The sequence below is a fragment of the Streptomyces sp. PA03-5A genome (genome assembly GCF_033792725.1).
Lineage (GTDB): Bacteria > Actinomycetota > Actinomycetes > Streptomycetales > Streptomycetaceae > Actinacidiphila.
In genome coordinates, this window is record NZ_JARAVL010000004.1 from 223617 (window position 1) to 245534 (window position 21918).

Below are 21918 nucleotides of genomic sequence, written 5' to 3' on the forward strand. Positions count from 1 at the left end.
GGCCGTCATGACAGCGATGGAGTACGAAGGACGATGAGCGAGACCACCCCCGCCGCGGAGGCGGCTGCGCCCCACCGCTACACGGCCGCCCTGGCCGCCGACATCGAGAGCCGCTGGCAGGACTTCTGGGACGAGCACCAGACCTTCGCCGCCCCGAACCCCACCGGTGACCTGGCCGGGGACGGCGAGCTGGCCAAGCCCAAGAAGTTCATCATGGACATGTTCCCGTATCCCTCGGGTGCGGGACTGCACGTCGGCCACCCCCTGGGCTACATCGCCACCGACGTCTTCGCCCGCTTCCAGCGGATGACCGGGCACAACGTGCTGCACACCCTGGGCTTCGACGCCTTCGGCCTGCCCGCCGAGCAGCACGCCGTGCAGACCGGCGAGCACCCTCGGGTCACCACCGAGGCGGCCATGAACAACATGAAGTCCCAGCTGCGCCGGCTGGGCCTGGGCCACGACAAGCGCCGGTCGTTCGCCACGATCGACCCGGACTACTACAAGTGGACCCAGTGGATCTTCCTGCAGATCTTCAACTCCTGGTACGACCCCCAGGCCGACCGCGCCCGCCCCATCGGCGAGCTGGTCGAGCAGTTCGAGAAGGGCGAGCGGCAGACACCCGGGGGGCGGGCGTGGGCCGAGCTGAGCCCCGCCGAGCGTGACGCCGTCCTGGGCGATTACCGCCTGGCGTACGCCTCGGAGTCCCCGGTCAACTGGTGCCCCGGCCTGGGCACCGTGCTGGCCAACGAGGAGGTCACCGCCGACGGCCGCTCCGAGCGCGGGAACTTCCCCGTCTTCAAGGCCAAGCTGCGCCAGTGGATGATGCGCATCACCGCCTACGCGGACCGCCTGCTGGCCGACCTGGACGCCCTGGACTGGCCCGAGGCGATCAAGCTGCAGCAGCGCAACTGGATCGGGCGCTCCGAGGGCGCCAAGGTCGACTTCGCGGTCGAGGGCCACGGCGAGAGCCCGATCACCGTCTTCACCACGCGTCCGGACACCCTGTTCGGCGCCACCTACATGGTGCTGGCCCCCGAGCACCCGCTGGTCGACACCGTGGTGCCGGCCGCCTGGCCGGAGGGCACCAAGGACGCCTGGACCGGCGGCGCGGCCACCCCGGCCGAGGCCGTCGCGGAGTACCGCAAGCAGGCCCAGTCCAAGTCGGACGTCGAGCGGCAGACCGAAGGCAAGAACAAGACCGGCGTCTTCAGCGGCGCGTACGCCGTGAACCCGCTGACCGGCACCCGCGTCCCGGTCTTCGTCGCCGACTACGTCCTGATGGGCTACGGCACCGGCGCCATCATGGCCGTCCCCGGGCAGGACGAGCGCGACTGGGAGTTCGCCACCGTCTTCGAGCTGCCCATCATCCGCACCGTCCGGCCGCCCGAGGGCTGGGAGGGCGAGGCGTACACCGGCCAGGGCCCGGCGATCAACTCCGCCAATGACGAGATCGACCTGAACGGCCTGGAGGTCGCCGACGCCAAGCGCAAGGTCATCGCGTACCTGGAGCAGCGCGGCATCGGCGAGGGCACCATCAACTTCCGCCTGCGCGACTGGCTGTTCAGCCGCCAGCGGTACTGGGGCGAGCCCTTCCCGATCGTCTACGACGAGGACGGCGTCGCCCACGCCCTGCCCGAGTCGATGCTGCCGCTGGAACTGCCCGAGGTCGAGGACTACTCCCCGCGCACCTTCGAACCGGACGACGCGGACACCGAGCCGGAGACCCCGCTGTCCCGCAACGCGGAGTGGGTCCACGTCGAGCTGGACCTGGGTGACGGCCGCGGCGTGCGCCGCTACCGCCGCGAGACCAACACCATGCCCAACTGGGCCGGTTCCTGCTGGTACGAGCTGCGCTACCTGGACCCGCACAACGACCTGAAGCTGGTCGACCCCGAGATCGAGCAGTACTGGATGGGGCCGCGCGAGGGTCAGCCGCACGGCGGCGTCGACCTGTACGTCGGTGGCGCCGAGCACGCGGTGCTGCACCTGCTGTACGCGCGCTTCTGGTCCAAGGTGCTGTTCGACCTGGGCCACGTGTCGTCGGTGGAGCCGTTCCACAAGCTGTTCAACCAGGGCATGATCCAGGCCTACGTCTACCGCGACGGCCGCGGCTTCCCCGTCCCGGCGGCCGAGGTCGAGGAGCGCGACGGCGGCTGGTGGTACGGCGGCGAGCAGGTCAAGCGCGAGCTGGGCAAGATGGGCAAGTCCCTGAAGAACGCCGTCACCCCGGACGAGATCGCCGCCGAGTACGGCGCCGACACCCTGCGCCTGTACGAGATGGCGATGGGCCCGCTGGACGTCTCCCGGCCCTGGGACACCCGCGCGGTCGTCGGCCAGTACCGGCTGCTGCAGCGGCTGTGGCGCAACGTCGTGGACGAGACGACCGGCGAGGTCACGGTGACCGGCGCCGAGCCGGACGAGGACACCCTGCGCGCCCTGCACAAGGCGATCGACGGCGTCCGCCAGGACCTGGAGGGCCTGCGCTTCAACACCGCCATCGCCAAGATCACCGAGCTGAACAACCACCTGACCAAGGCGGGCGGTCCGGTGCCGCGCTCGGTCGCCGAGCCGCTGGTGCTGCTGATCGCGCCGCTGGCCCCGCACATCGCCGAGGAGCTGTGGCGGCGGCTGGGGCACGAGGGCTCCCTGGCGCACGAGGACCTGCCGGTGGCCGACCCGGCGTACGTGGTGGACGAGACCGTCACCTGCGTCGTCCAGATCAAGGGCAAGATCAAGGCCCGTCTGGAGGTGCCGCCGACGATCTCCGACGCCGACCTGGAGGCCCAGGCCCTGGCCGACCCTGCGGTCGTGGCCGCGCTGGACGGCGCAGGGGTCCGCAAGGTGATCGTGCGGGCGCCGAAGCTGGTGAACATCGTCCCCGCGTGATGGCCTGAGCGCCTGATGCGCGGCTGATCGTCCGGCCGGAGCAGGCCGGAGCAGGCCGGAGCAGGCCGGAGCAGGCCGGAGCAGGCCGGAGCAGGCCGGAGCAGGCCGGAGCAGGTCGGCGCACTCGGTGTAAGGGGCGGGTGGGGGTTCTCCCGGAACCCTCGCCCGCCCCCGTCCGTTTACGGTGGGCATACAACCGATCGAGCAGATCGGGCCGGTCGGACGGACCGGGCCGACCGGGCAGAGGAGCCGCCGTGGATGTCGCCGTCGCCGTGATCCTGCTGCTCTTCGCCTCCTTCGTGGCGCTCGGTGTCGTCGCCGCGGTCAAGACGGCGCGGGCGGTCAAGCGCGGGGTGGAGCGCACCAGCATCGAGGCCCGCCGCGTGGTCGAGGACACCGGCCTGAAGGCCCGCCGGTACAGCAGGCCCGGGCCCGCCGGGAAGCTCGCCGAGCTGCGCCTGGCGCTGCGTACGTCCGTCACGAGCACGGAAGCGGCACTGGAGGGGCAGGCCGCCGTCGACCCGTCGCTGAGCGAGGCCGTGGCGCTGCTCGCCAGGCTGAGCTCCCACGCCCGGGAGCTCGACGCGGAGCTGCGGCTGCTGGAGCGCGAGCCCGACCGCACCCGCATCGCGGCCCGGATCGGCGAGCTGGAGGAGCGCACGCGGCGCATCACCCACTCCGCGGATTCGCTGCGCTGGGCCGCCCAGGACCGGGCCCGTCGCTTCGCCGACGACGACCTCGCGGCGCTGGGCCGCGACATCGACCTGGAGGCCGGGGCGTTGCGGCACTGGGCGCCCTCGGCGCTGCCGGAGCCGGAACCGGAACCGCGCACTCAGCCGGGGACGCGGCGCGGGCGGATGCCCGAGCCGGGCACCGGACAGCCGCCCAAGGCGCTGTGAGGGGCCGGGCGGGGCCGGGACGGGCCGCGGGGACGTTCACCGGGGTTCACCTCGACGGAGCCGTACTGTCGCCCGGCCTTCGGCGCGGGTAACCTCCCGCACATGTCGTCCCATGTCGCTATCGTCACCGATTCCACGGCCTACCTGCCGCAGGAGGCCCTGACCCGGCACCGGATCACCGTGGTCCCCCTGGCGGTGGTGATCGGCGACGAAGCGCTGGAAGAGGGCACCGAGGTGTCGGCGCCCGCGGTCGCCCGCGCCCTGCAACGCCGCAAGCCCGTCACCACGTCGCGGCCGAGCCCCGAGGAATTCGCCGCCGCCTACCGCACGGTGGCGGAGGCGGGCGCGACCGAGATCGTCTCCCTGCACCTGTCGGCGGAGTTCTCCGGCACCTACGACGCCGCGCTGCTCGCGGGGGCGGACGCGCCCGTCCCGGTGCGCGTCGTGGACACCGCGATGGTCGCCATGGCCCTCGGGTTCCCGGTGCTGAGCGCCGCCGAGGCGGCGGAGGCGGGCGGCTCCGCGGACGAGATCGTGGCGGCGGCGGAGAAGCGGGCGTCGGACACGTCGGCGTACTTCTACGTGGACACCCTGGACTACCTGCGCCGGGGCGGACGCATCGGCGCGGCGCAGGCGCTGCTCGGGTCGGCGCTCGCGGTGAAGCCGCTGCTGCAGCTGGACGAGGGCCGCATCCAGCTGCTGGAGAAGGTGCGTACGGCCTCCAAGGCGCTGGCGCGGCTCGAGGAGATCGTCGTCGAACGGGCGGGCACCCGTCCGGTGGACATCGCCGTCCACCACCTGGCCGCCGCGGACCGCGCGTCCGCCCTGGCGGAGCGGCTGCGGGCGCGGGTCCCCGGGCTCAACACCCTCGTCCTCAGCGAGGTCGGGGCGGTGATCGGCGCCCACACGGGGCCCGGGCTGCTGGGGGCGGTCGTCTCCCCGCTGTGACCTCCTTCGAGTGACGGGGTTATCCACAACCTCTGGACGATCCACAGGACTTGAGCAAGATCATCTCGTTGGCGCCGGTCCGCCTACCGTCCCTGACATGGGATCGACCACCGCAACTCCTCGCCACCGCAGGCACCCGTCCGCACGCGTGCCCGCACCCGGGCCCGCCGCCGGCGCGGTCCGGGAACGGGCCGCCGCCCTCTTCGACCGTCCGCCGACCCGTCCCGCGCCACGGGGTGGGGCGGGCGCGGCGGCTCCGGATCCACCGGAACGACCGGATGGGCCGGAGCGGTTGGCCGTGCCGGAACGAGCGGCTGCGCCGGGGGCGCCGGATCCGCCGGGGCGCCGCGCCGCGGGCGCCTGGCGCCTGGCGCTCACCGAGCGCCTCCCCACCTGGCTCTCCGTCCGCTGCGGCATCGAGGCGAAGACGGCGGCCGCCCTGGCCCTCGTCCTCCTCGTCGCCCTCGCCTTCGCGGTGCACCACTTCTGGACCGGCCGGCCGCGCACCGTGGCGGTGCCGCCGGTCGCCGCGGCGCTGCCCGCCGCGGCCGAGGCCCCCGTCGCCGCGCGGGCTTCCGCGGCGGCCGGGCCACGGGCGCCGAGCCCCGCGCCCGGGGCGAAGCCGGTGCTGGTCGTGGACGTCGCCGGCAAGGTCAGGAGGCCGGGGTTGCGCCGGCTGCCCGCGGGGGCCCGCGTGGCGGACGCCGTGGACGCCGCCGGGGGAGCGCTGCCCGGTACGGACACCAGCGCCCTGAACCTGGCCCGCCTGCTGGCCGACGGGGAGCAGATCGTCGTGGGCCGTGCCGCCCCGCAACCGGCCACCGGGGTCCAGTCAACCGCCGCGGCGAGCGGTCCGGTCAGCCTCAGCGCCGCCACCGCCGAGCAGCTGGACGCCCTGCCCGGTGTGGGGCCGGTGCTCGCCCGGCACATCATCGACTACCGCGGCCGGCACGGCGGTTTCACCTCCGTCGAGCAGCTGCGTGACGTCAACGGCATCGGGGACCGCCGGTTCTCCGATCTCAAGCCGCTGGTCACCCCGTGAGCGCGCCCCGCCCGGCGGTGCACGCGGCGGCCGCCTCACCCCGGGGCGCGTCGAACCCGCGCCAGGAGGGCCCGCCGGACCTCCGTCTGGTGGCCCCGGCCCTCGCGGCCTGGCTCGCCGCGGGCGTCGCCCTCGCGGCGCCCGGGCGAGCCGTGGTGGGGGCGTGCGCGCTGGTCGTCCTGGTGGCGCTCGCGTCGTGCGTACGCCGGTGGACGTCGGTCGCCACCGTGGCGCTCTGCGCTGCGGCGTCCGCGGCCGTGGCGGGACTGCACTCCGCTGACCTGCACCGTGGCCCGGTGCCCGCCCTGGCGGCCGAACACGCGCATGCGAGGGTGGAGTTGAGGCTGACGGCGGATCCCCGGCTGATCCGCCCGCAGGTGCGTGGGGCCGTCCGGGCGCCGGAAGCGGTGCTGGTGGAGGCCGAGGCCGTACGCGTGACGGCGAGCGGCACGAGGACCGCTGTCCGTACACCGGTCCTGCTCATCGCCCGGCAACCCGCCCGTACGTGGCTGACGTTGCTGCCCGGCACGCGCGTCGAGGCGGAGGCCCGGCTCGCCCCGGCGGCGGGGCCGGGCGACCGGATCGCCGCGGTGCTGTCGGTGCGAGGGCCGCCGCGCGTCGTGGGGCTGCCCGGCCGTGCGCAACGTGTGGCCGGCGGACTCCGCGCGGGGCTGCGCGAGGCCACCGAGGGCCTGCCGCCCGACGCCCGTGCCCTCCTTCCCGGGCTGGTCGTCGGGGACACCTCCCGTATCCCGGTGGAGTTGCACGACGCGTTCGAGGCCACCGACCTGACCCATCTGACCGCGGTCAGCGGTTCCAACCTCTCGCTGGTGCTGATCCTGCTGATCGGTCCGCCCGGTCTCGCGCTGCGCGCCGAGCGCGGCGGCCTGGCTCCGCGGCTGGCCCTTCCGCTCCGCGTGACGGCCGTGCTCGGGGGAGTGCTCACCGTGGCCTTCGTCGTCGTGTGCCGGCCGGACCCGAGCGTGCTGCGCGCGGCCGCCTGCGGGCTGATCACCCTGCTGGCCATCGGCACGGGCCGCCGCCGCAGCCTGCTGCCCGCGCTGTGCGGGGCCGCCCTGCTGCTGCTCCTCCACGATCCCTGGCTCGCCCGCTCGTACGGCTTCGCGCTGTCCGTGCTGGCCACCGGCGCGCTCCTGGTCCTCGCCCCGCGCTGGAGCACCGCCCTGCGGCACCGGCGGGTGCCACCGCGCCTCGCGGAGGTCCTGGCCGCGGCGGCCGCCGCGCAGGCGGTGTGCGCCCCCGTGGTGGCGGTGCTGGCCGCCCACGTCAGCCTGGTCGCCGTCCCCTGCAACCTGCTGGCGGAACTCGCGGTGGGCCCCGCCACCGTCCTCGGCTTCGCCGCCCTGGCCGCGGCGCCCTTCGCCATGCCCGTCGCCAAGGCACTCGCCTGGGTCGCGGGCTGGCCCGCCGGCTGGATCGCTGCGGTGGCCCGGCGCGGTGCCGCCCTGCCCGGGGCGACGCTCGACTGGCCCGGCACCTGGGCGGGCGCCCTGCTGCTGGCGGCCGTCACCGTGGTGGTGGTCGCGGCGGGGCGCCGCATCCTGCGCCGTCCCTGGCTGTGCGCGGCCGCCGCGCTGCTGCTCGTGCTGGCCGTCGTACGTCCCGCGCCGCTGCCCCGCTCGGTGACCGGCTGGCCGCCGCCGGCCTGGCGGCTGGTGGCCTGCGACGTCGGCCAGGGCGACGCGCTGGTGCTCTCCGCGGGCGACGGCGCCGCCGTCGTGGTGGACACCGGCCCGGAGCCCCGCCTCGTCGACCGGTGCCTGCGCTCGCTCGGGGTCACCGCGATCCCGCTGCTCGTCCTCACGCACTTCCACGCCGACCATGTCGCCGGCCTCCCCGGGGTCCTGCGCGGCCGTGCCGTGGGCGCCATCGAGACCACCACCCTCGACGAACCTTCCGACCAGGCCGCCTTCGTACGCCGTCAGGCGGCCGCCGCCCGCGTTCCCCTGCTGCGCGCGACACCCGGGGAGCGCCGCCGCCTGGGCCCCCTCGACTGGCGTGTGCTGTGGCCCGCCGCGCCCTCCCTGCTCGCGGGCGCCGAGGGTGCCGATCTGGGCGGCACCAATCCCAACGACGCCAGCGTCACCCTGCTGGTCCGCACCGCAGGGCTCACCGTGCTCCTCCTCGGCGACCTGGAGCCCGCGGCCCAGCACGCGCTCCTGACCGCTGCCCCGGACCTCCCGCGCGTCGACGTCCTGAAGGTCGCCCACCACGGTTCCGCCTACCAGGACCCGGCGCTGCTGGTCCGCATCCGGCCCCGTCTCGCGCTCGTCAGCTGCGGGGCCGGGAACCCGTACGGACATCCGTCGCCCCGGACCCTCGCCGCGCTGCGCGCCCAGGGCACCACGGTTTTGCGCACCGACCGGGACGGCCCGGTCGCCGTCCTGGGCGACCGGGAGGACCTGCGGGCCGCCGCGACCGGTCCGTCGCCCGCCGCGGCGCGGGCCGTCCGGGGACGGCGAAGGGCCCGCACCGGTGCACGACCGGTACGGGCCCCACGGGTGCCGGGGACGGGCGGCTCAGGCGTCCTCCAGGCCCATCTCCTCCTCGGGCACGGAGATCACCCAGCGGGTGCTCTGCCGCGGCCGGAGGTAGAAGAGCCAGTAGGCCAGCGAGGCGGCGACGATCACACCGGTGATCACCAGGTCCTGCGCGGTCTGCTGGGTCAGCACGTACGCCAGCACGACGACCAGCAGCAGCGGTATCGCGGGCCACAGCGGCATGCGCCAGGCCGCACGCTCCTTGTGCCCGGCGCGGCGCGAGCCGAGGGCCGCGAGAGCGACGACGACGTACATCGCGGCGACCGCCACGCCGGTGACGCCGCTCAGCGTCTCCACCGGCACGAAGCACAGCACCGCGCCCGGCACGCCCACCGCGAGCGTGGCGATCCACGGGGCGCCGAACCGCTTGCTCAGCGTGCCGAAGGCCTTGTTGACCGGGGCCGGCCAGGCGCGGTCCCGCGCGGAGGCGTACAGCACCCGGGAGTTCTGGATGACCATCACGATGCCCGCGTTGATGATGGCCAGCGCGATGCAGAGGCTGATGAAGGTGCCGACCGCCGAGTTGCTCCAGCCCCGCACGAGCGCCGAGAGGTCGCCCGCCATCAGGGAGTTCATGTCGGGCGCGCCCAGCGTGATCGCGATCGTCGGCACGATCACCACCAGGGCGCCGATGCCGAGCGTCCACAGCACGGTCCGGGAGACCGTGCGCCGCGGGTTCTCCATCTCCTCGGACAGGTACACGGCCGTGCTGAAGCCCTGCAGCACGAAGAGCGCGATCGCCAGCCCCGCGATGATCGTCCCCGCCGTGACCGCCGACCCCACCCCGTGCCCGGCCTCCGTCACCGGGTGGATCAGCACCGAGGCCGACCGCGAGCTGTGGGAGAACCCGAGGAAGGCCACGACCGCCGCCGCGACGACCTCCAGGACCAGGAAGATGCCGGTGATCCAGGCATTGGCCCGCAGGTCCAGCAGGCCCATGACGGTGGCCAGCAGCATGACGGCGGCGCCCGCGATCTTCGGGTCGATCTGCATGATCGGCGCCAGGTACTCGCCCGTGCCGAGCGCGATGATCGGCGGCACGATCATCACGACGATCAGGGACAGCACGAACACGATCCACCCGGCCAGCCGCCCGATGAGCGTGCCGACCATCGCGTACTCGCCGCCCGCGCTCGGTATCAGCGTCCCGAGCTCCGAATAGCAGAAGGCCACCGCGATGCAGAGGACCGCCGCGATCACGATGGTCAGCGCCGTCCCGGTTCCCAGGTCGGCGAAGAGCGGGGGCACGATGACGAACAGCGAGGAGGCCGGGGTCAGGCACGACAGCGTCAGAAGCGTTCCGCCGACCACGCCGATCGACCTCTTGAGCGACTTCGGGGCCTCGATGGGCGGGGCCAGCGGCGAGTGCGGGGCCGTCGGCGGGTGGAGCGTGTCGGTCATGCGCGCATCCGATCGGGTCGGGCTCGAGGGGGCTACCGCCTCCGGTCCAGGGAAACATGAAACGGAATATTCATCTCCGCTTCCGAGGATGAAACCGCGCGCGTCAAGCCCCCGTCAAGAGTCTCCGGACAACGAAATCCGAAGATCAACCAGCCCATGTCCGACGTAAAACCGGCAACTTAAGGCCTGTCACTGTGTATATCGCCGATTGGTGATCAGAATAGCCACGCCCCTTCCTTCATCAGGTCCCGGTCCCGCATCTCCGGCAGCGTCCCCAGGCCTGCACCCATTGCGGCCGGATCGCGTAGAACGCGTACGAAGGTCCGTCACCGCGGGGATCCCACTCGGCCTTCGCCGCGAAGGAGTCAGCGACACCGTCCGGCAGCCGTGCGAAGTCCACGACCCGTGCCGTGCCGTCGATGAGCACCAGATCCCTGGTGTGACCCAGGCTCAGCCGCACCCGTCCCGAGGACTCCAGGCTCCTCCCGGTGGGATTCGTCCTGCGCGTGGCGAGCCACAACTCCTCCCCGTCCCACCAGAACGACAGAGGGACGAGGCACGGCACCTCGCGCGCGTCCGCCGTCGCCACCCACACGTCGCCGCCGTCCCTGAGCCGGCCCATCGCCGCGGCGTGCCGCTCGCGCAGTGTTCGCGTCATGCCGTGAAGCCAGCCGGGTCTGGCGTGATCGTCGCCGGTTCCCCAAGACTGACGCCATGGACGCTTCCCAGGCCGACGCCTACCTCCGCCGCATCGGCGCCGCGCGCCCCGAACGCCCCGACGCGGCGGCTCTGCGCGAGCTGCACGTGCGCCATCTCGTCGCCGTGCCCTTCGAGAACCTCTCCATCCACCTCGGGGAAGGCGTCTATCTGGACCCCGAGGTCCTCCACGACAAGATCGTGACCGCTCGCCGCGGCGGCTTCTGCTACGAGGTCAACGGCGCCTTCGGCGCCCTGCTCGCCGCCCTGGGCTACGACGTCACGCTCTACGCAGCCCGTTCCGTCAACGGCCCGCGCCTCGGCATCCCCTTCGACCACATGGCGCTCCGCGTCCGCACCTGTGACGGTCTCACCCTCCTCGCGGACGTCGGCTTCGGTCGCCATGCGCACCTCCCCCTCGACCTCACCCCCGGCGTCGACCAGAAGGACCCCGGCGGCGTCTTCCGCTTCACCCCGGCCCCGTACGGCGACCTAGACCTCCACCACGACGGCGAGCCGGTCTTCCGCCTCGAACCCCGCCCCCGGGAACTCGCCGACTTCGAGGTCGGCTCCTGGTACCAGCAGACCTCGCCGCACTCCCACTTCACGCGGTCCCTGGTCTGCTCCCGTCTGACCGAGGACGGCGGGAGGCTGACCCTCTCCGGCCGCACGCTCATCACCACCGCTCCGGACGGCATCCGCCGGGAAGAGGCCCTGGACGGCGACGCCGCCGTCCTCGCCGCCTACCGCGAGCGCTTCGGCCTCGTCCTGGACCGGGTTCCCGAGGTAAAGTAAGACTCAATCTACGTAAGATCGGGTCTACCTTTCCACCCGCCTTCCCAGCCAGCCACGGGGGCCGACGCCGATGGAGTTCACCGGCCGCACAGCCGACCTCGAGCACCTCACCGACCTGCTGCGCCGGGTCACCGACGGTACGGCCGCCACCCGCGGCCAAGCCGTGATCGTGACGGGCCGGCGCCGGGTGGGGAAGTCCCGCCTGATCCAGGAGTTCTGCGACCGCTCCGGGGTGCCGTACGTCGTCTTCCAGGCCACCCGCGGCCGGAACCCCGCGGCCGAACGGGCGGACTTCGCCACGGCCCTCGCCCACTCCGGCCTGCCCGGCGCCGACCTCGTCGCCGGCCTCCGGACCGGCGACTGGAACCAGGCGCTGCGCTCGCTCGCCCTCGCCGTCCCCGACACCACGCCGAGCATCGCCGTGATCGACGAGGTGCCCTGGCTGGTGGAGCAGGACCCCGAGTTCGAGGGGGCCCTGCAGACCGTCTGGGACCGCCACCTGTCCGCCAAGCCCGTCCTGCTGGTGCTGGTCGGCAGCGACATGTCGGTGATGGAGGCGCTCCAGACCTACGGCCGCCCCTTCTACGGCCGCGGCACCAAGATGACCGTCCGCCCGCTCCACCTCGCCGACGTGCAGTCCATGACCGGTCTCGGCGCCGCCGATGCGGTGGACGCCCTCCTGATCACCGGCGGCTTCCCGGAGATCGTCCAGTCGTGGCGGCCCGGCACCTCCCGCACCGCGTTCCTGCGCGGGGCCTTCTCCACCCCGCTCTCCCCGCTCCTCGTCGCGGGGGAGCTCTCCCTGCTCGGCGAGTTCCCCGAGGCCTCCCACTCCCGTGCCGTCCTGGAGGCCGTCGGCAGCGGCGAACGCACCTTCTCCTCCATCGCGGCCCGCACCGGGGGCGCCCACCCGCTCCCCTCGGGCACCCTGTCGCCCCTGCTCGGCACCCTCCTGACCAAGCGCGTGCTCGCCGCCGACCTCCCCCTGTCGGCCAAGGCCGACACCAAGAACAAGCGCTACCGCATCGCCGACCCCTACCTGCGCTTCTGGCTCGCCTTCGTGGACCGCGCCCTCCCCCTGATCGAACGCGGCCGGGGCGACCTCGCCCTGGAACGCTTCGAGCGGTCCTGGTCCACCTGGCGCGGCCGCGCGGTCGAGCCCGTCGTCCGCGCGTCCCTGCTCAGGCTGCTCCCCGACGAGGCCTGGCCCCGCACCGAGGCCGTCGGCGGCTGGTGGAACCGCCAGAACAACCCCGAGGTCGACCTCGTCGGCGCCGACCGCGAACCGGTGGCCACGCAGGTCCACTTCGTGGGCTCCGTCAAGTGGTTCGACACCCACCCCTTCGGCCGCCACGAATACGAAGCCCTCGTCCGCGACGTGACCGCAGTCCCCGGCGCGACCCCCGCCACCCCCCTCGTCGCCGTCTCGCGCAGCGGTGTCACCCCCGGCCTCCCCCTGGCCGCCCACTGGGGCCCCGAGGACCTGGTCCGCGCCTGGCGCGGCTGAACCGTCCGCCGCGGCTCAGGGCACCACCGCCGTCGCGGTGACCTCCACCAGCTGGCCGGCGTACCCGAGGCAGCCGACCCCGAGCAGCGTCGACGTGTGGGGCCCCTCGCCCAGCCCCGAGGCCCGGACGACCTCCCAGACCCGCGACAGTTCGGCGGGTTCGGTGCCCACGACGTACACGGTGGAGGCGACCACGTGCTCCAGGCCGCTGCCCACGGCCCGCAGCGCCTCGTCGAGATTGGCGACGACCTGGCGCGCCTGGGCGACGGGATCGCCGGGCCCCACCAGGGTGCCCTCCGCGTCGAGCGGTACGGAGCCCGCCATGAAGGCGAGCCGCTGCCCGGCCTCGACGACCGCGGCGTGCGCGTAACCGGGCGGCGGGAACAAGGTCGGGACGATCATGCGGTGCACCACGGGACCTCCTGGCTGGGAGCGGCTGACCCCGCGATCCTGCAGAGCCGCGGGCACGGACGTCACCCGGTTTTCCCGCACCCGGTGGCATCCGCCCGCCGCCGGGCCGAGAGTTCGCTGAGAAGTGCAACCGCCGTGTCACGGCTTGCCCATGGCTCCGTCTCGGTGCGCATGAAGGGGCGGGGGCCGTGGCAGGTTGACGGCATGACCATCATCGGCTGGATCGTACTGGGCCTGATCGCGGGCGCCATCGCGAAGATACTGCTGCCCGGGAAGGACCCGGGCGGACTGGTCGGGACGACGCTGATCGGCATCGCGGGCGCGGTGGTGGGCGGCTGGATCTCGGCGAAGTTCCTCGACCACCCCATCACCAAGGACTTCTACGACCTGCCCACGTGGGGCGCGGCCATAGGCGGCGCGCTCGCCCTCCTGATCATCTACCGCATCCTGTTCGGGGACTCCCGCCGCTGACCGCGGTCGCGGGGAGCAGTTGCACGTCCTCCCGGCGCACCGACAGGGCCTGCGAACGGCGCGGGTCCCACAGCCAGATCCAGTCCCCGGAGGCGCCGAAGGACAGGACGGCGTGGCCGGCCGGAACCGGGCCGTTCTCCACGGGGACGGGGCCCTCGCCGACGGGCACCACGCACATCAGGGTGCCGTGCAGCCCGAAGTACGTCGCCGGGACGTGCCCCCGCCCGGCGGCGGACGCCGCATCGCGGGCGGCCCGGTCCGCGTCGTGGGCGCCGGCGACGAGCGTGGTGGCCGCGAAGGCGGCCGACAGGAGCACGGTCACGGTGACCAGGGCGAGGCCCAGCGGTTCGGCGGCTGCCGCGTACGGCCACAGGTCCCCGGTGGAGCGGACCGAGCCGGACGGGATGCCGAACCGGTCGAGGTAGAACGCCTGCATCAGCCGCCCGAGCCAGGTCACCAGCGACCACCCCACGGGCAGGGCGAGCGGCACCAGCCAGACCGCGTTCCGTGAGAACCACGAGTCGCGCAGGGCGAAGTGGACCCCCGGCGCGCACAGGAGGGCCACCGCCGCCACGGGCCACCACGGGAGTTCCGCGTCCGCCCCGGAGGCCGTCCAGCCCAGCAGCGCCGCCGCGGCGGCGGCGGCCACGCCGGGCAGCGTCCGCACCCGGAGCGCGGTACGGTGCGTCCCGGTGGCCGCCGGGACGTCCGTCTCGGGCGGTGCGGGCCGCAGTTCGTGGGTGTCCGGTGTGAACGCGCTTCCACCGAGAGGACGTTCCGCGAGCTCCCGCTCGACGGCCTCCCGGGTGAGCCCGGACGGCAGCCGCAGCAGCCGGTGCGCGCCGCGCCCGCCGCATGCCGCCCACCACCGTGCGAGCCGGTCGCGCCCTCCGCCGCCCGCGCCGGGACGGCGGATCACGCGGTACTCGGTCCGCGGATCGTCCGGCCGCAGCAGCAGCGCCGCGTCCCGGACCCACAGGCCGAGCTGATGGGTCCTCGCCAGGCGTTCCACGGCCCCGCACGCCGCCTTCTCGGCCCGCCAGCGGGAGCCGTTCAGCCGTACCTCGACGACGAGCGCGACGCGGCTGCCGCCCGCGGTGGCGGGGGCGTCCTCACGGCCCGCGCGGCGCACCGCCCACCCCCGCGCCTCCATCAGTCCCTGGGCGAGGGCGAGCTCGTCGGGCTCGTCGACGGCCTCGACCAGGAGACGTACGCGCTGGTTGAACGGGACCGCGGGGAGCGCCCCGGCCACCCCGGGGCGCTCCGCCCCCGGTTCCTGCGGGCGACGGCGCTGGGCGGGAACGCGCAGCGGCACGGCCTAGTCCTCCTCCAGCCAGCCCTCGAACTCCTCCGCCAGTTCGTTCAGCGCGGCGGGGTCGAGTTCCTCGTCCTCGTCGTTGATGAGCAGGAGCCACTGGGCGTCCTCGGCGTCGTCCTCGCCGGCGAGGGCGTCACGGAGGAGCTGGGGGCGGGCGGGCAGGTCGAAGCGCTCGGTGGCTTCGTCGGCGGCCTCCTCCGCGGCATCGCGGTCGGGGAGGACGAGCACATGTCTGACGTCGGTCACCGGGACATTGTGTCGGACCCGCGTGGGATGCTGGACGGCGATGGCCAGGAACAGTACGACAGACAGCCCGCTCGCCCCCGTGACGATCGCGGTGGGGCAGGAGGACCTGCTCCTCGACCGCGCGGTACGGGAGGTCGTGCTGGCGGCGCGGGCCGCCGACGCCGACACCGATGTGCGCGACCTCACCCCGGACGCGCTCCAGCCGGGCACGCTGGCGGAGCTCACCAGCCCCTCGCTCTTCGCCGAGCGCAAGGTCGTGGTCGTACGGAACGCGCACGACCTGTCCGCGGACACCATCAAGGACGTCAAGGCCTATCTGGACGCCCCCGCCGAGGAGATCACGCTCGTCCTGCTGCACGCGGGCGGCGCCAAGGGCAAGGGTCTGCTCGACGCGGCCCGCAAGGCCGGGGCGCGCGAGGTGGCCTGCCCGAAGATGACCAAGCCGGCCGACCGGCTGGCCTTCGTCCGGCAGGAGTTCCGCGCGCTGGGGCGGTCCGCGACCCCCGAGGCCTGCCAGGCCCTGGTGGACGCCATCGGCAGCGACCTGCGGGAGTTGGCGAGCGCCTGCGCCCAGCTCGCCGCCGACGTGGAAGGCGCGATCGACGCGGCCGTGGTCGCCCGCTACTACACGGGCCGTGCCGAGGCCACCGGCTTCGAGGTCGCCGACCTCGCGGTGACCGGCCGCGCCGCCGAGGCACTGGAGCGGCTGCGCTGGGCGATCGCGGTCGGCCAGCCGCTGCCCGGCATCACGTTCGCGCTCGCCTCGGGCGTCCGGGCCATCGGCAAGCTCGCCTCCGCCCCGCGCGGGGCGCGCCCCGCGGACCTGGCGCGGGAGCTGGGCATGCCGCCGTGGAAGATCGACCGCGTCCGGCAGCAGATGCGCGGCTGGTCAGGGGACGGTGTCTCCGCCGCCCTGCGCGCGGTCGCCGAGGCCGACGCCGCGGTCAAGGGCGGCGGTGCGGACCCGGCCTACGCCCTGGAGAAGGCGGTCGTCGCCGTGGCCCGGGCCGCGCGGGCCCGCTGAGGGCCGCAGCCGGAACCGGACGTGCCGAAAGGCCCCGTACCGGGAGGTACGGGGCCCTTCGGGGGCCGCACCCGCGTGGCGAACGCAGGCCGCGTGCGGCCGGAACATCAAGGGTGCCGGTGGAGGAGCGGGTGAGAGGGACCGCTGTGTCCGTCACCGGCGGGTACTGCTGCGGGAAGGCTCAGCCCTGGAGGCCGGCGACCTTGAGAGCCAGCGCCGACTTCTTGTTGGCGGCCTGGTTCTTGTGGATGACGCCCTTGCTCACGGCCTTGTCGAGCTTCTTGGAGGCGAGACGCGCGGCCTCGGTCGCCTTCTCGACGTCGCCGGTGGCCACGGCCTCACGGGTGCGACGGATGGCGGTCTTGAGCTCGGACTTGACGGCCTTGTTGCGCAGGCGCGCCTTCTCGTTGGTCTTGTTGCGCTTGATCTGGGACTTGATGTTCGCCACGAAAGAGCCTTTTCAGGTTTGGTCTGATGGGGTCCGCGCCTCGGGTAAGAGGGCACGAGGCGCGACTGCCCAGGTTAGCAGTCGGCCGCCGCGCCGCCCAAACCGGTGGCCCGTGGCGGGTCCCGCGGCTCCTCCCGCACCGCCCGGCACGGCCGTGGGCCCCGGCCATGGGACTATGGGAGCCATACGTATCGATCCGACCAGAGGCGACAGGCGCCTCAAGAGACAGGACCCTGCGTGCCCGCGACCCCTTCGAACGTGCCGGAGCCGAGCCGTACCGACCCGGCGCTGATCCGCAATTTCTGCATCATCGCGCACATCGACCACGGCAAGTCGACCCTTGCCGACCGGATGCTCCAGCTGACCGGTGTGGTGGATCAGCGGCAGATGCGCGCCCAATACCTCGACCGCATGGACATCGAGCGCGAGCGCGGCATCACGATCAAGTCCCAGGCGGTCCGTCTGCCCTGGGCGCCCACCGCGGGCGCCGATGAGGGGAAGACCCACATCCTGAACATGATCGACACCCCGGGGCACGTGGACTTCACCTATGAGGTCTCCCGGTCGCTCGCGGCCTGTGAGGGCACCATCCTGCTGGTCGACGCCGCCCAGGGCATCGAGGCGCAGACACTGGCCAACCTCTACCTGGCGATGGAGAACGACCTCACCATCGTCCCGGTGCTGAACAAGATCGACCTGCCGGCCGCGCAGCCCGAGAAGTTCGCCGAGGAGCTGGCCAACCTCATCGGCTGCGACCCCTCCGAGGTGCTGCGGGTCTCCGCCAAGACCGGACTCGGCGTCGAGGCGCTGCTGGACCGCGTGGTGGAGACCGTCCCGGCCCCGGTCGGTGTCGCCGACGCGCCCGCCCGTGCGATGATCTTCGACTCCGTGTACGACTCCTACCGCGGTGTCGTCACCTACGTCCGGGTCGTCGACGGTCAGCTCAACAAGCGCGAGCGCATCAGGATGATGTCCACCGGCGCGACCCACGAGCTGCTGGAGATCGGCACCAACTCGCCCGAGATGCTGTCGGCCGACGGCCTCGGCGTCGGTGAGGTGGGCTACCTGATCACGGGTGTGAAGGACGTCCGCCAGTCCAAGGTGGGCGACACGATCACCCAGCAGTCCAAGGGCGCCACCGAGGCACTGGGCGGCTACAAGGACCCCAAGCCCATGGTGTTCTCCGGCCTGTACCCGCTGGACGGCTCCGACTACCCGGAGCTGCGCGACGCGCTGGACAAGCTGCAGCTCAACGACGCCGCGCTGGTCTACGAGCCGGAGACCTCCGCGGCCCTCGGCTTCGGTTTCCGCGTGGGTTTCCTCGGCCTGCTGCACCTCGACGTGATCCGCGAGCGGCTGGAGCGCGAGTTCGGGCTCGACCTGATCGCCACCGCGCCCAACGTGGTCTACCGGGTGGTGATGGAGGACGGCGCCGAACACGTCGTCACCAACCCCAGCGAGTTCCCCGAGGGCAAGATCGCCGAGGTGTACGAGCCGGTGGTGCGGGCCACGATCCTGGCGCCCACGGAGTTCATCGGCGCGATCATGGAGCTCTGCCAGACCCGGCGCGGCTCGCTGCTCGGCATGGACTACCTCTCCGAGGACCGGGTGGAGATCCGCTACACCCTCCCGCTCGCCGAGATCGTCTTCGACTTCTTCGACCAGCTGAAGTCCAAGACCCGCGGCTACGCCTCGCTGGACTACGAGCCCACCGGCGAGCAGACCTCCAGCCTGGTCAAGGTCGACATCCTGCTGCACGGAGACAAGGTGGACGCCTTCTCGGCGATCACGCACAAGGACGCGGCGTACGCGTACGGGGTGCGCCTGGTCGCCAAGCTGCGCGAGCTCATCCCGCGGCAGGCCTTCGAGGTGCCGATCCAGGCCGCCATCGGCTCGCGGGTCATCGCCCGCGAGACCATCCGCGCCATCCGCAAGGACGTCCTCGCCAAGTGCTACGGCGGTGACATCTCCCGTAAGCGGAAGCTGCTGGAGAAGCAGAAGGAGGGCAAGAAGCGGATGAAGATGGTCGGTTCCGTGGAGGTGCCGCAGGAGGCCTTCATCGCGGTGCTCTCCAGCGACGAGGGCGCGGCCAAGAAGAAGTAGCCGGCGCGGCTCGCCGGCGCGGTCCGACGCACCGCACAGGAAGGGCGCTTGTCCGATGACCGGGCAGGCGCCCTTTCGTATGAGCGGACCGGCATTCGGGTGATTGGCAAAAACCCCGGGCCGCGCGGTTTCTGCCGGGGATCGAGGGCGTTACTCATCGTGACAGCGGCGAAAGGCGTCGCTGCGGAAGGGGAATGTGAAGTGAAGTACTCGAAGGCCGCGGCCGTCGTAGCCGGTTCCGTGATCGCGCTGGGCGCCGCCGGTGCCGCCGCGTCCCCCGCCTTCGCCGGGGAGGCCCTCCCGCTCGGCAACGGGCCGATGAAGATCCTGGACGCCAAGGACGAGGTCGCCAAGACCGGTCTGAAGGCGGTCACGGGCAAGACGAACGAGCTGCTCGGCGGTGCCGGCAAGACGGGGGGCACCAAGGGCATGATCGGTGGTCTGCCCATCGGCGGCTGAGCGCCGTACATCCCGCGGTGCCGCCGACGGGTGGCCGGAGCGGTGGCCGGAAGGCGGGCTCCCCGGATTCCGGGCGGGCCCGCCGTTATGTGTACGTACCATGTATCTGGTCGTCACGGTTGCATCGCGGTGGCCGCGGCCCCTTACCAAGCGGGCGCCGATTCCCTACTCTGATCACCACTCGTTAGTTACTCGCGAGTCACCCAGCAAAGAGGCGGGCCCCCGGAGGTTGTCGTGACCGACACGCAGACTTTGATCGAGAACCGGCCGCCCTCCGTGGCGAACCTGTTCCTGGAGCGCGTCGAGGCGACGCCCGATGCCGAGGCGTACCGCTTCCCGGTGCCGTCGGCCGACGGCGGTCCGGAAGAATGGAGGTCGCTCACCTGGAAGCAGGCCGCGGACCGGGTCCATGCCATCGCCGCGGGCCTGATGGACCTGGGGGTGCGCCCCGAGGAGCGGGTGGCCATCGCCTCCGCCACCCGGGTCGAGTGGATCCTGGCCGACCTCGGCGTGCTCTGCGCCGGCGCCGCGACCACCACCGTCTACCCGAGCACCAACGCCGACGAGACGGCCTTCATCCTGGCCGACTCCGGCAGCCGGGTGCTGATCGCCGAGAACGCCGTGCAGCTGGCCAAGGCCGTCGAGCGCCGTGCCGAGCTGCCCGAACTGGCCCACGTCGTGGTCGTGGACGCCGAGGACGCCGACCTCGGGGAGGACGGGTGGGCGCTCTCGCTGGCCCAGCTGGAGCAGCGCGGCAAGGTCTACCTGGAGAAGAACCCCGAGGCCGTCCGCAAGACCGTGGGCGACATCACCAAGGACCAGCTGGCCACCCTCATCTACACCTCCGGCACCACCGGCCGCCCCAAGGGCGTGCGGCTGCCGCACGACTGCTGGGCGTACATGGCCCGCGCGATCCAGGCGAACGGCCTGCTGGAGGCGGACGACGTCCAGTACCTCTGGCTGCCGCTGGCGCACGTCTTCGGCAAGGTGCTGACCGCCGGGCACATCACCATCGGCCACGTGACCGCGGTCGACGGCCGCGTCGACAAGATCATCGAGAACCTGCCGGTCGTGCAGCCCACCTACATGGCCGCCGTCCCGCGCATCTTCGAGAAGGTCTACAACGGTGTCGCCGCCAAGGCCCGCGCAGGCGGCGCGGCGAAGTACCGGATCTTCAAGTGGGCCGTCGAGGTCGCCCGCGAGTACGCCAAGGTCACCCAGGACAACCGCCGTCGCACCGGCAACGCCGGCGCGCCCTTCGGGCTCTCCGCCAAGCACGCCGTCGCCGACCGCCTGGTGTACGCCAAGCTCCGCGACGCCTTCGGCGGCAAGCTGCGCGCCTGCGTCTCCGGCTCGGCCGCCCTCTCCCCGGAGATCGGCTACTTCTTCTCCGGCGCCGGCATCCACATCCTGGAGGGCTACGGCCTGACCGAGTCCAGCGCCGCCAGCTTCGTCAACCCCGGCGAGGCCTACCGGACCGGCACCGTCGGCAAGCCGCTGCCCGGCACCGAGGTCCGCATCGCGGAGGACGGCGAGATCCTGCTGCGCGGCCCCGGCATCATGCAGGGCTACCACGGGCTGCCCGAGAAGACGGCCGAAGTGCTGGAGTCGGACGGCTGGTTCCACACCGGTGACATCGGGGAGCTCTCCGCGGACGGCTACCTCACGATCACCGACCGCAAGAAGGACATCATCAAGAACTCCAACGGCAAGTACATCGCGCCGGCCGCGGTCGAGGGCCAGTTCAAGGCCGCCTGTCCGTTCATCAGCAACGTCCTGGTGATCGGCGCCGACCGCAACTTCTGCACCGCGCTGTTCGCCCTCGACGAGCCCACGATCCTCGGCTGGGCGAAGGAGAACGGCCTGGAGGGCAAGCCCTACGCGGAGGTCGTCGGCTCCGAGCAGGTGCGGGCCTTGATGGACGGCTACGTGCAGCGGGTCAACGCGGACCTGCAGCGCTGGCAGCAGATCAAGACCTTCCGCGTGCTGCCGCGCGACCTGGACGTCGAGCACGGTGACCTCACCCCGAGCCTGAAGCTCAAGCGGCCGGTCGTGGAGCGGGAGTTCAAGGACCTGATCGAGGACATGTACGCCGGCACGCGGGAGGACTGAGCGTCTCAGTCACCCACCCGGGGGCCCGGCAGGTCCACGTCGCGCAGCGTGTGTTCCAGCCGGGCCACGCGGCGGGCGAGCGCGGTGACGTCCGGACGGCCGTCGGCGGCGAGCTGCCGCTCGACGGCCGCGAGGCGCTGCTCGATCGCCTCCAGCCGGTCCCGGTCGCGCTCCAGAAGGCCCCGCAACTGGCGGGTCTTGTGGTGGAGTTCCAGGAAGACGGTCACCTTGGCGCGCAGCACCCAGGGGTCGAAGGGCTTGGTGAGGTAGTCCGCCGCGCCGGTGGCGTAGCCGCGGAAGGCGAAGGTGGTGTCCAGGTCGTTCCCGGTCAGGAAGATGATCGGGATGTCCTTGGTCTGGTCGAGGCGCTTGATGTTCGCGGCGGTCTCGAAGCCGTCCATGCCCGGCATCAGGACGTCGAGCAGCACCACCGCGAACTCCTGGCGCAGCAGCGCCTTCATCGCCTCCTCCCCGGAACGGGCGCGCACCAGCGGCTGGTCGAGCGTGCCGAGGATGGCCTCCAGGGCGATCAGGTTGTCCTCCATGTCGTCCACGAGGAGGATGCCGGCCTTCCCCGTGACCGTGGCG

The 21918-nt window shown here is 72.8% G+C and carries 18 protein-coding genes and 1 pseudogene; 12 read left to right on the forward strand and 7 right to left on the reverse strand.

Annotated elements, in window-relative coordinates:
- Nucleotides 1–33: 33 nt before the first annotated feature.
- The 5 genes and pseudogenes from leuS to PV410_RS06910 all read left to right on the forward strand — a co-directional run.
- Nucleotides 34–2889, forward strand: coding sequence for a leucine--tRNA ligase (gene leuS / locus PV410_RS06890; protein WP_500322966.1), 2856 nt, complete (start codon nt 34–36; stop codon nt 2887–2889).
- A gap of 254 nt (nt 2890–3143) precedes the next feature.
- A complete protein-coding gene (locus tag PV410_RS06895) occupies nt 3144–3788 on the forward strand; it encodes a hypothetical protein (protein ID WP_500322967.1) in 645 nt (214 codons plus the stop codon).
- Between the two features lie 102 nt (nt 3789–3890).
- Complete coding sequence (locus PV410_RS06900; protein ID WP_500322969.1) at nt 3891–4736, forward strand: DegV family protein; 846 nt, start codon at nt 3891–3893, stop codon at nt 4734–4736.
- A 298-nt stretch (nt 4737–5034) separates the two neighbouring features.
- Entirely contained in the window at nt 5035–5778 is a 744-nt protein-coding gene (locus tag PV410_RS06905) for a ComEA family DNA-binding protein (RefSeq protein ID WP_500322971.1), read from the forward strand.
- Nucleotides 5775–8213: pseudogene (locus tag PV410_RS06910) on the forward strand (ComEC/Rec2 family competence protein); the annotation flags it as partial. The gene PV410_RS06905 and the pseudogene PV410_RS06910, both read left to right, overlap by 4 nt.
- A gap of 105 nt (nt 8214–8318) precedes the next feature.
- Here PV410_RS06910 and PV410_RS06915 read toward each other — a convergent pair.
- Together PV410_RS06915 and PV410_RS06920 are read right to left on the reverse strand one after the other, a co-directional pair.
- Complete coding sequence (locus PV410_RS06915; RefSeq protein WP_500322972.1) at nt 8319–9740, reverse strand: APC family permease; 1422 nt, start codon at nt 9738–9740, stop codon at nt 8319–8321.
- 241 nt (nt 9741–9981) lie between these two features.
- On the reverse strand, nt 9982–10398 hold the full coding sequence (locus tag PV410_RS06920; RefSeq protein ID WP_500322974.1) for a pyridoxamine 5'-phosphate oxidase family protein: 417 nt from the start codon (nt 10396–10398) through the stop codon (nt 9982–9984).
- 56 nt (nt 10399–10454) lie between these two features.
- Between PV410_RS06920 and PV410_RS06925 the strand changes: the two genes are divergently transcribed.
- The gene (locus PV410_RS06925) at nt 10455–11231 is read left to right on the forward strand and encodes an arylamine N-acetyltransferase family protein (protein ID WP_500322975.1); all 777 of its coding nucleotides are present in this window, start codon (nt 10455–10457) and stop codon (nt 11229–11231) included.
- Nucleotides 11232–11301: 70 nt separating this feature from the next.
- On the forward strand, nt 11302–12738 hold the full coding sequence (locus PV410_RS06930; RefSeq protein WP_500322976.1) for an ATP-binding protein: 1437 nt from the start codon (nt 11302–11304) through the stop codon (nt 12736–12738).
- A 15-nt stretch (nt 12739–12753) separates the two neighbouring features.
- On the opposite strand, the gene PV410_RS06935 is transcribed toward PV410_RS06930, so the two are convergent.
- Nucleotides 12754–13140, reverse strand: a complete 387-nt coding sequence (locus PV410_RS06935) for a RidA family protein (RefSeq protein WP_500322978.1) — start codon at nt 13138–13140, stop codon at nt 12754–12756.
- A 213-nt stretch (nt 13141–13353) separates the two neighbouring features.
- On the opposite strand from PV410_RS06935, the gene PV410_RS06940 reads away from it, so the two are divergent.
- Complete coding sequence (locus PV410_RS06940) at nt 13354–13620, forward strand: GlsB/YeaQ/YmgE family stress response membrane protein (RefSeq protein ID WP_499511838.1); 267 nt, start codon at nt 13354–13356, stop codon at nt 13618–13620.
- On the opposite strand, the gene PV410_RS06945 is transcribed toward PV410_RS06940, so the two are convergent.
- Both PV410_RS06945 and PV410_RS06950 read right to left on the reverse strand, forming a co-directional pair.
- Entirely contained in the window at nt 13583–14935 is a 1353-nt protein-coding gene (locus PV410_RS06945) for a hypothetical protein (protein ID WP_500322979.1), read from the reverse strand. The genes PV410_RS06940 and PV410_RS06945 overlap by 38 nt on opposite strands.
- Before the next feature lie 3 nt (nt 14936–14938).
- Nucleotides 14939–15184, reverse strand: a complete 246-nt coding sequence (locus PV410_RS06950; protein WP_499511836.1) for a hypothetical protein — start codon at nt 15182–15184, stop codon at nt 14939–14941.
- Between the two features lie 40 nt (nt 15185–15224).
- Here PV410_RS06950 and holA point away from each other — a divergent pair, with 40 nt between their 5' ends.
- A complete protein-coding gene (gene holA, locus PV410_RS06955) occupies nt 15225–16208 on the forward strand; it encodes a DNA polymerase III subunit delta (RefSeq protein ID WP_499511835.1) in 984 nt (327 codons plus the stop codon).
- Nucleotides 16209–16389: 181 nt separating this feature from the next.
- Here holA and rpsT read toward each other — a convergent pair whose 3' ends face one another.
- Nucleotides 16390–16656, reverse strand: coding sequence for a 30S ribosomal protein S20 (gene rpsT / locus PV410_RS06960; protein ID WP_018556617.1), 267 nt, complete (start codon nt 16654–16656; stop codon nt 16390–16392).
- Nucleotides 16657–16893: 237 nt separating this feature from the next.
- Between rpsT and lepA the strand changes: the two genes are divergently transcribed.
- The 3 genes from lepA (at nt 16894) to PV410_RS06975 (ending at nt 21330) form a co-directional block, all read left to right on the forward strand.
- Complete coding sequence (gene lepA / locus PV410_RS06965) at nt 16894–18759, forward strand: translation elongation factor 4 (protein ID WP_500322981.1); 1866 nt, start codon at nt 16894–16896, stop codon at nt 18757–18759.
- A 201-nt stretch (nt 18760–18960) separates the two neighbouring features.
- Nucleotides 18961–19218: a hypothetical protein gene (locus PV410_RS06970; RefSeq protein WP_361797151.1), complete on the forward strand. Its 258-nt coding sequence runs from the start codon at nt 18961–18963 to the stop codon at nt 19216–19218.
- Nucleotides 19219–19452: 234 nt separating this feature from the next.
- Nucleotides 19453–21330 carry an AMP-dependent synthetase/ligase gene (locus tag PV410_RS06975; RefSeq protein WP_500322983.1) on the forward strand — a complete coding sequence of 626 codons (1878 nt, stop codon included), beginning with the start codon at nt 19453–19455 and terminating at the stop codon, nt 21328–21330.
- A gap of 5 nt (nt 21331–21335) precedes the next feature.
- On the opposite strand, the gene PV410_RS06980 is transcribed toward PV410_RS06975, so the two are convergent.
- Complete coding sequence (locus tag PV410_RS06980) at nt 21336–21875, reverse strand: response regulator (RefSeq protein WP_500323060.1); 540 nt, start codon at nt 21873–21875, stop codon at nt 21336–21338.
- Nucleotides 21876–21918 lie beyond the last annotated feature (43 nt).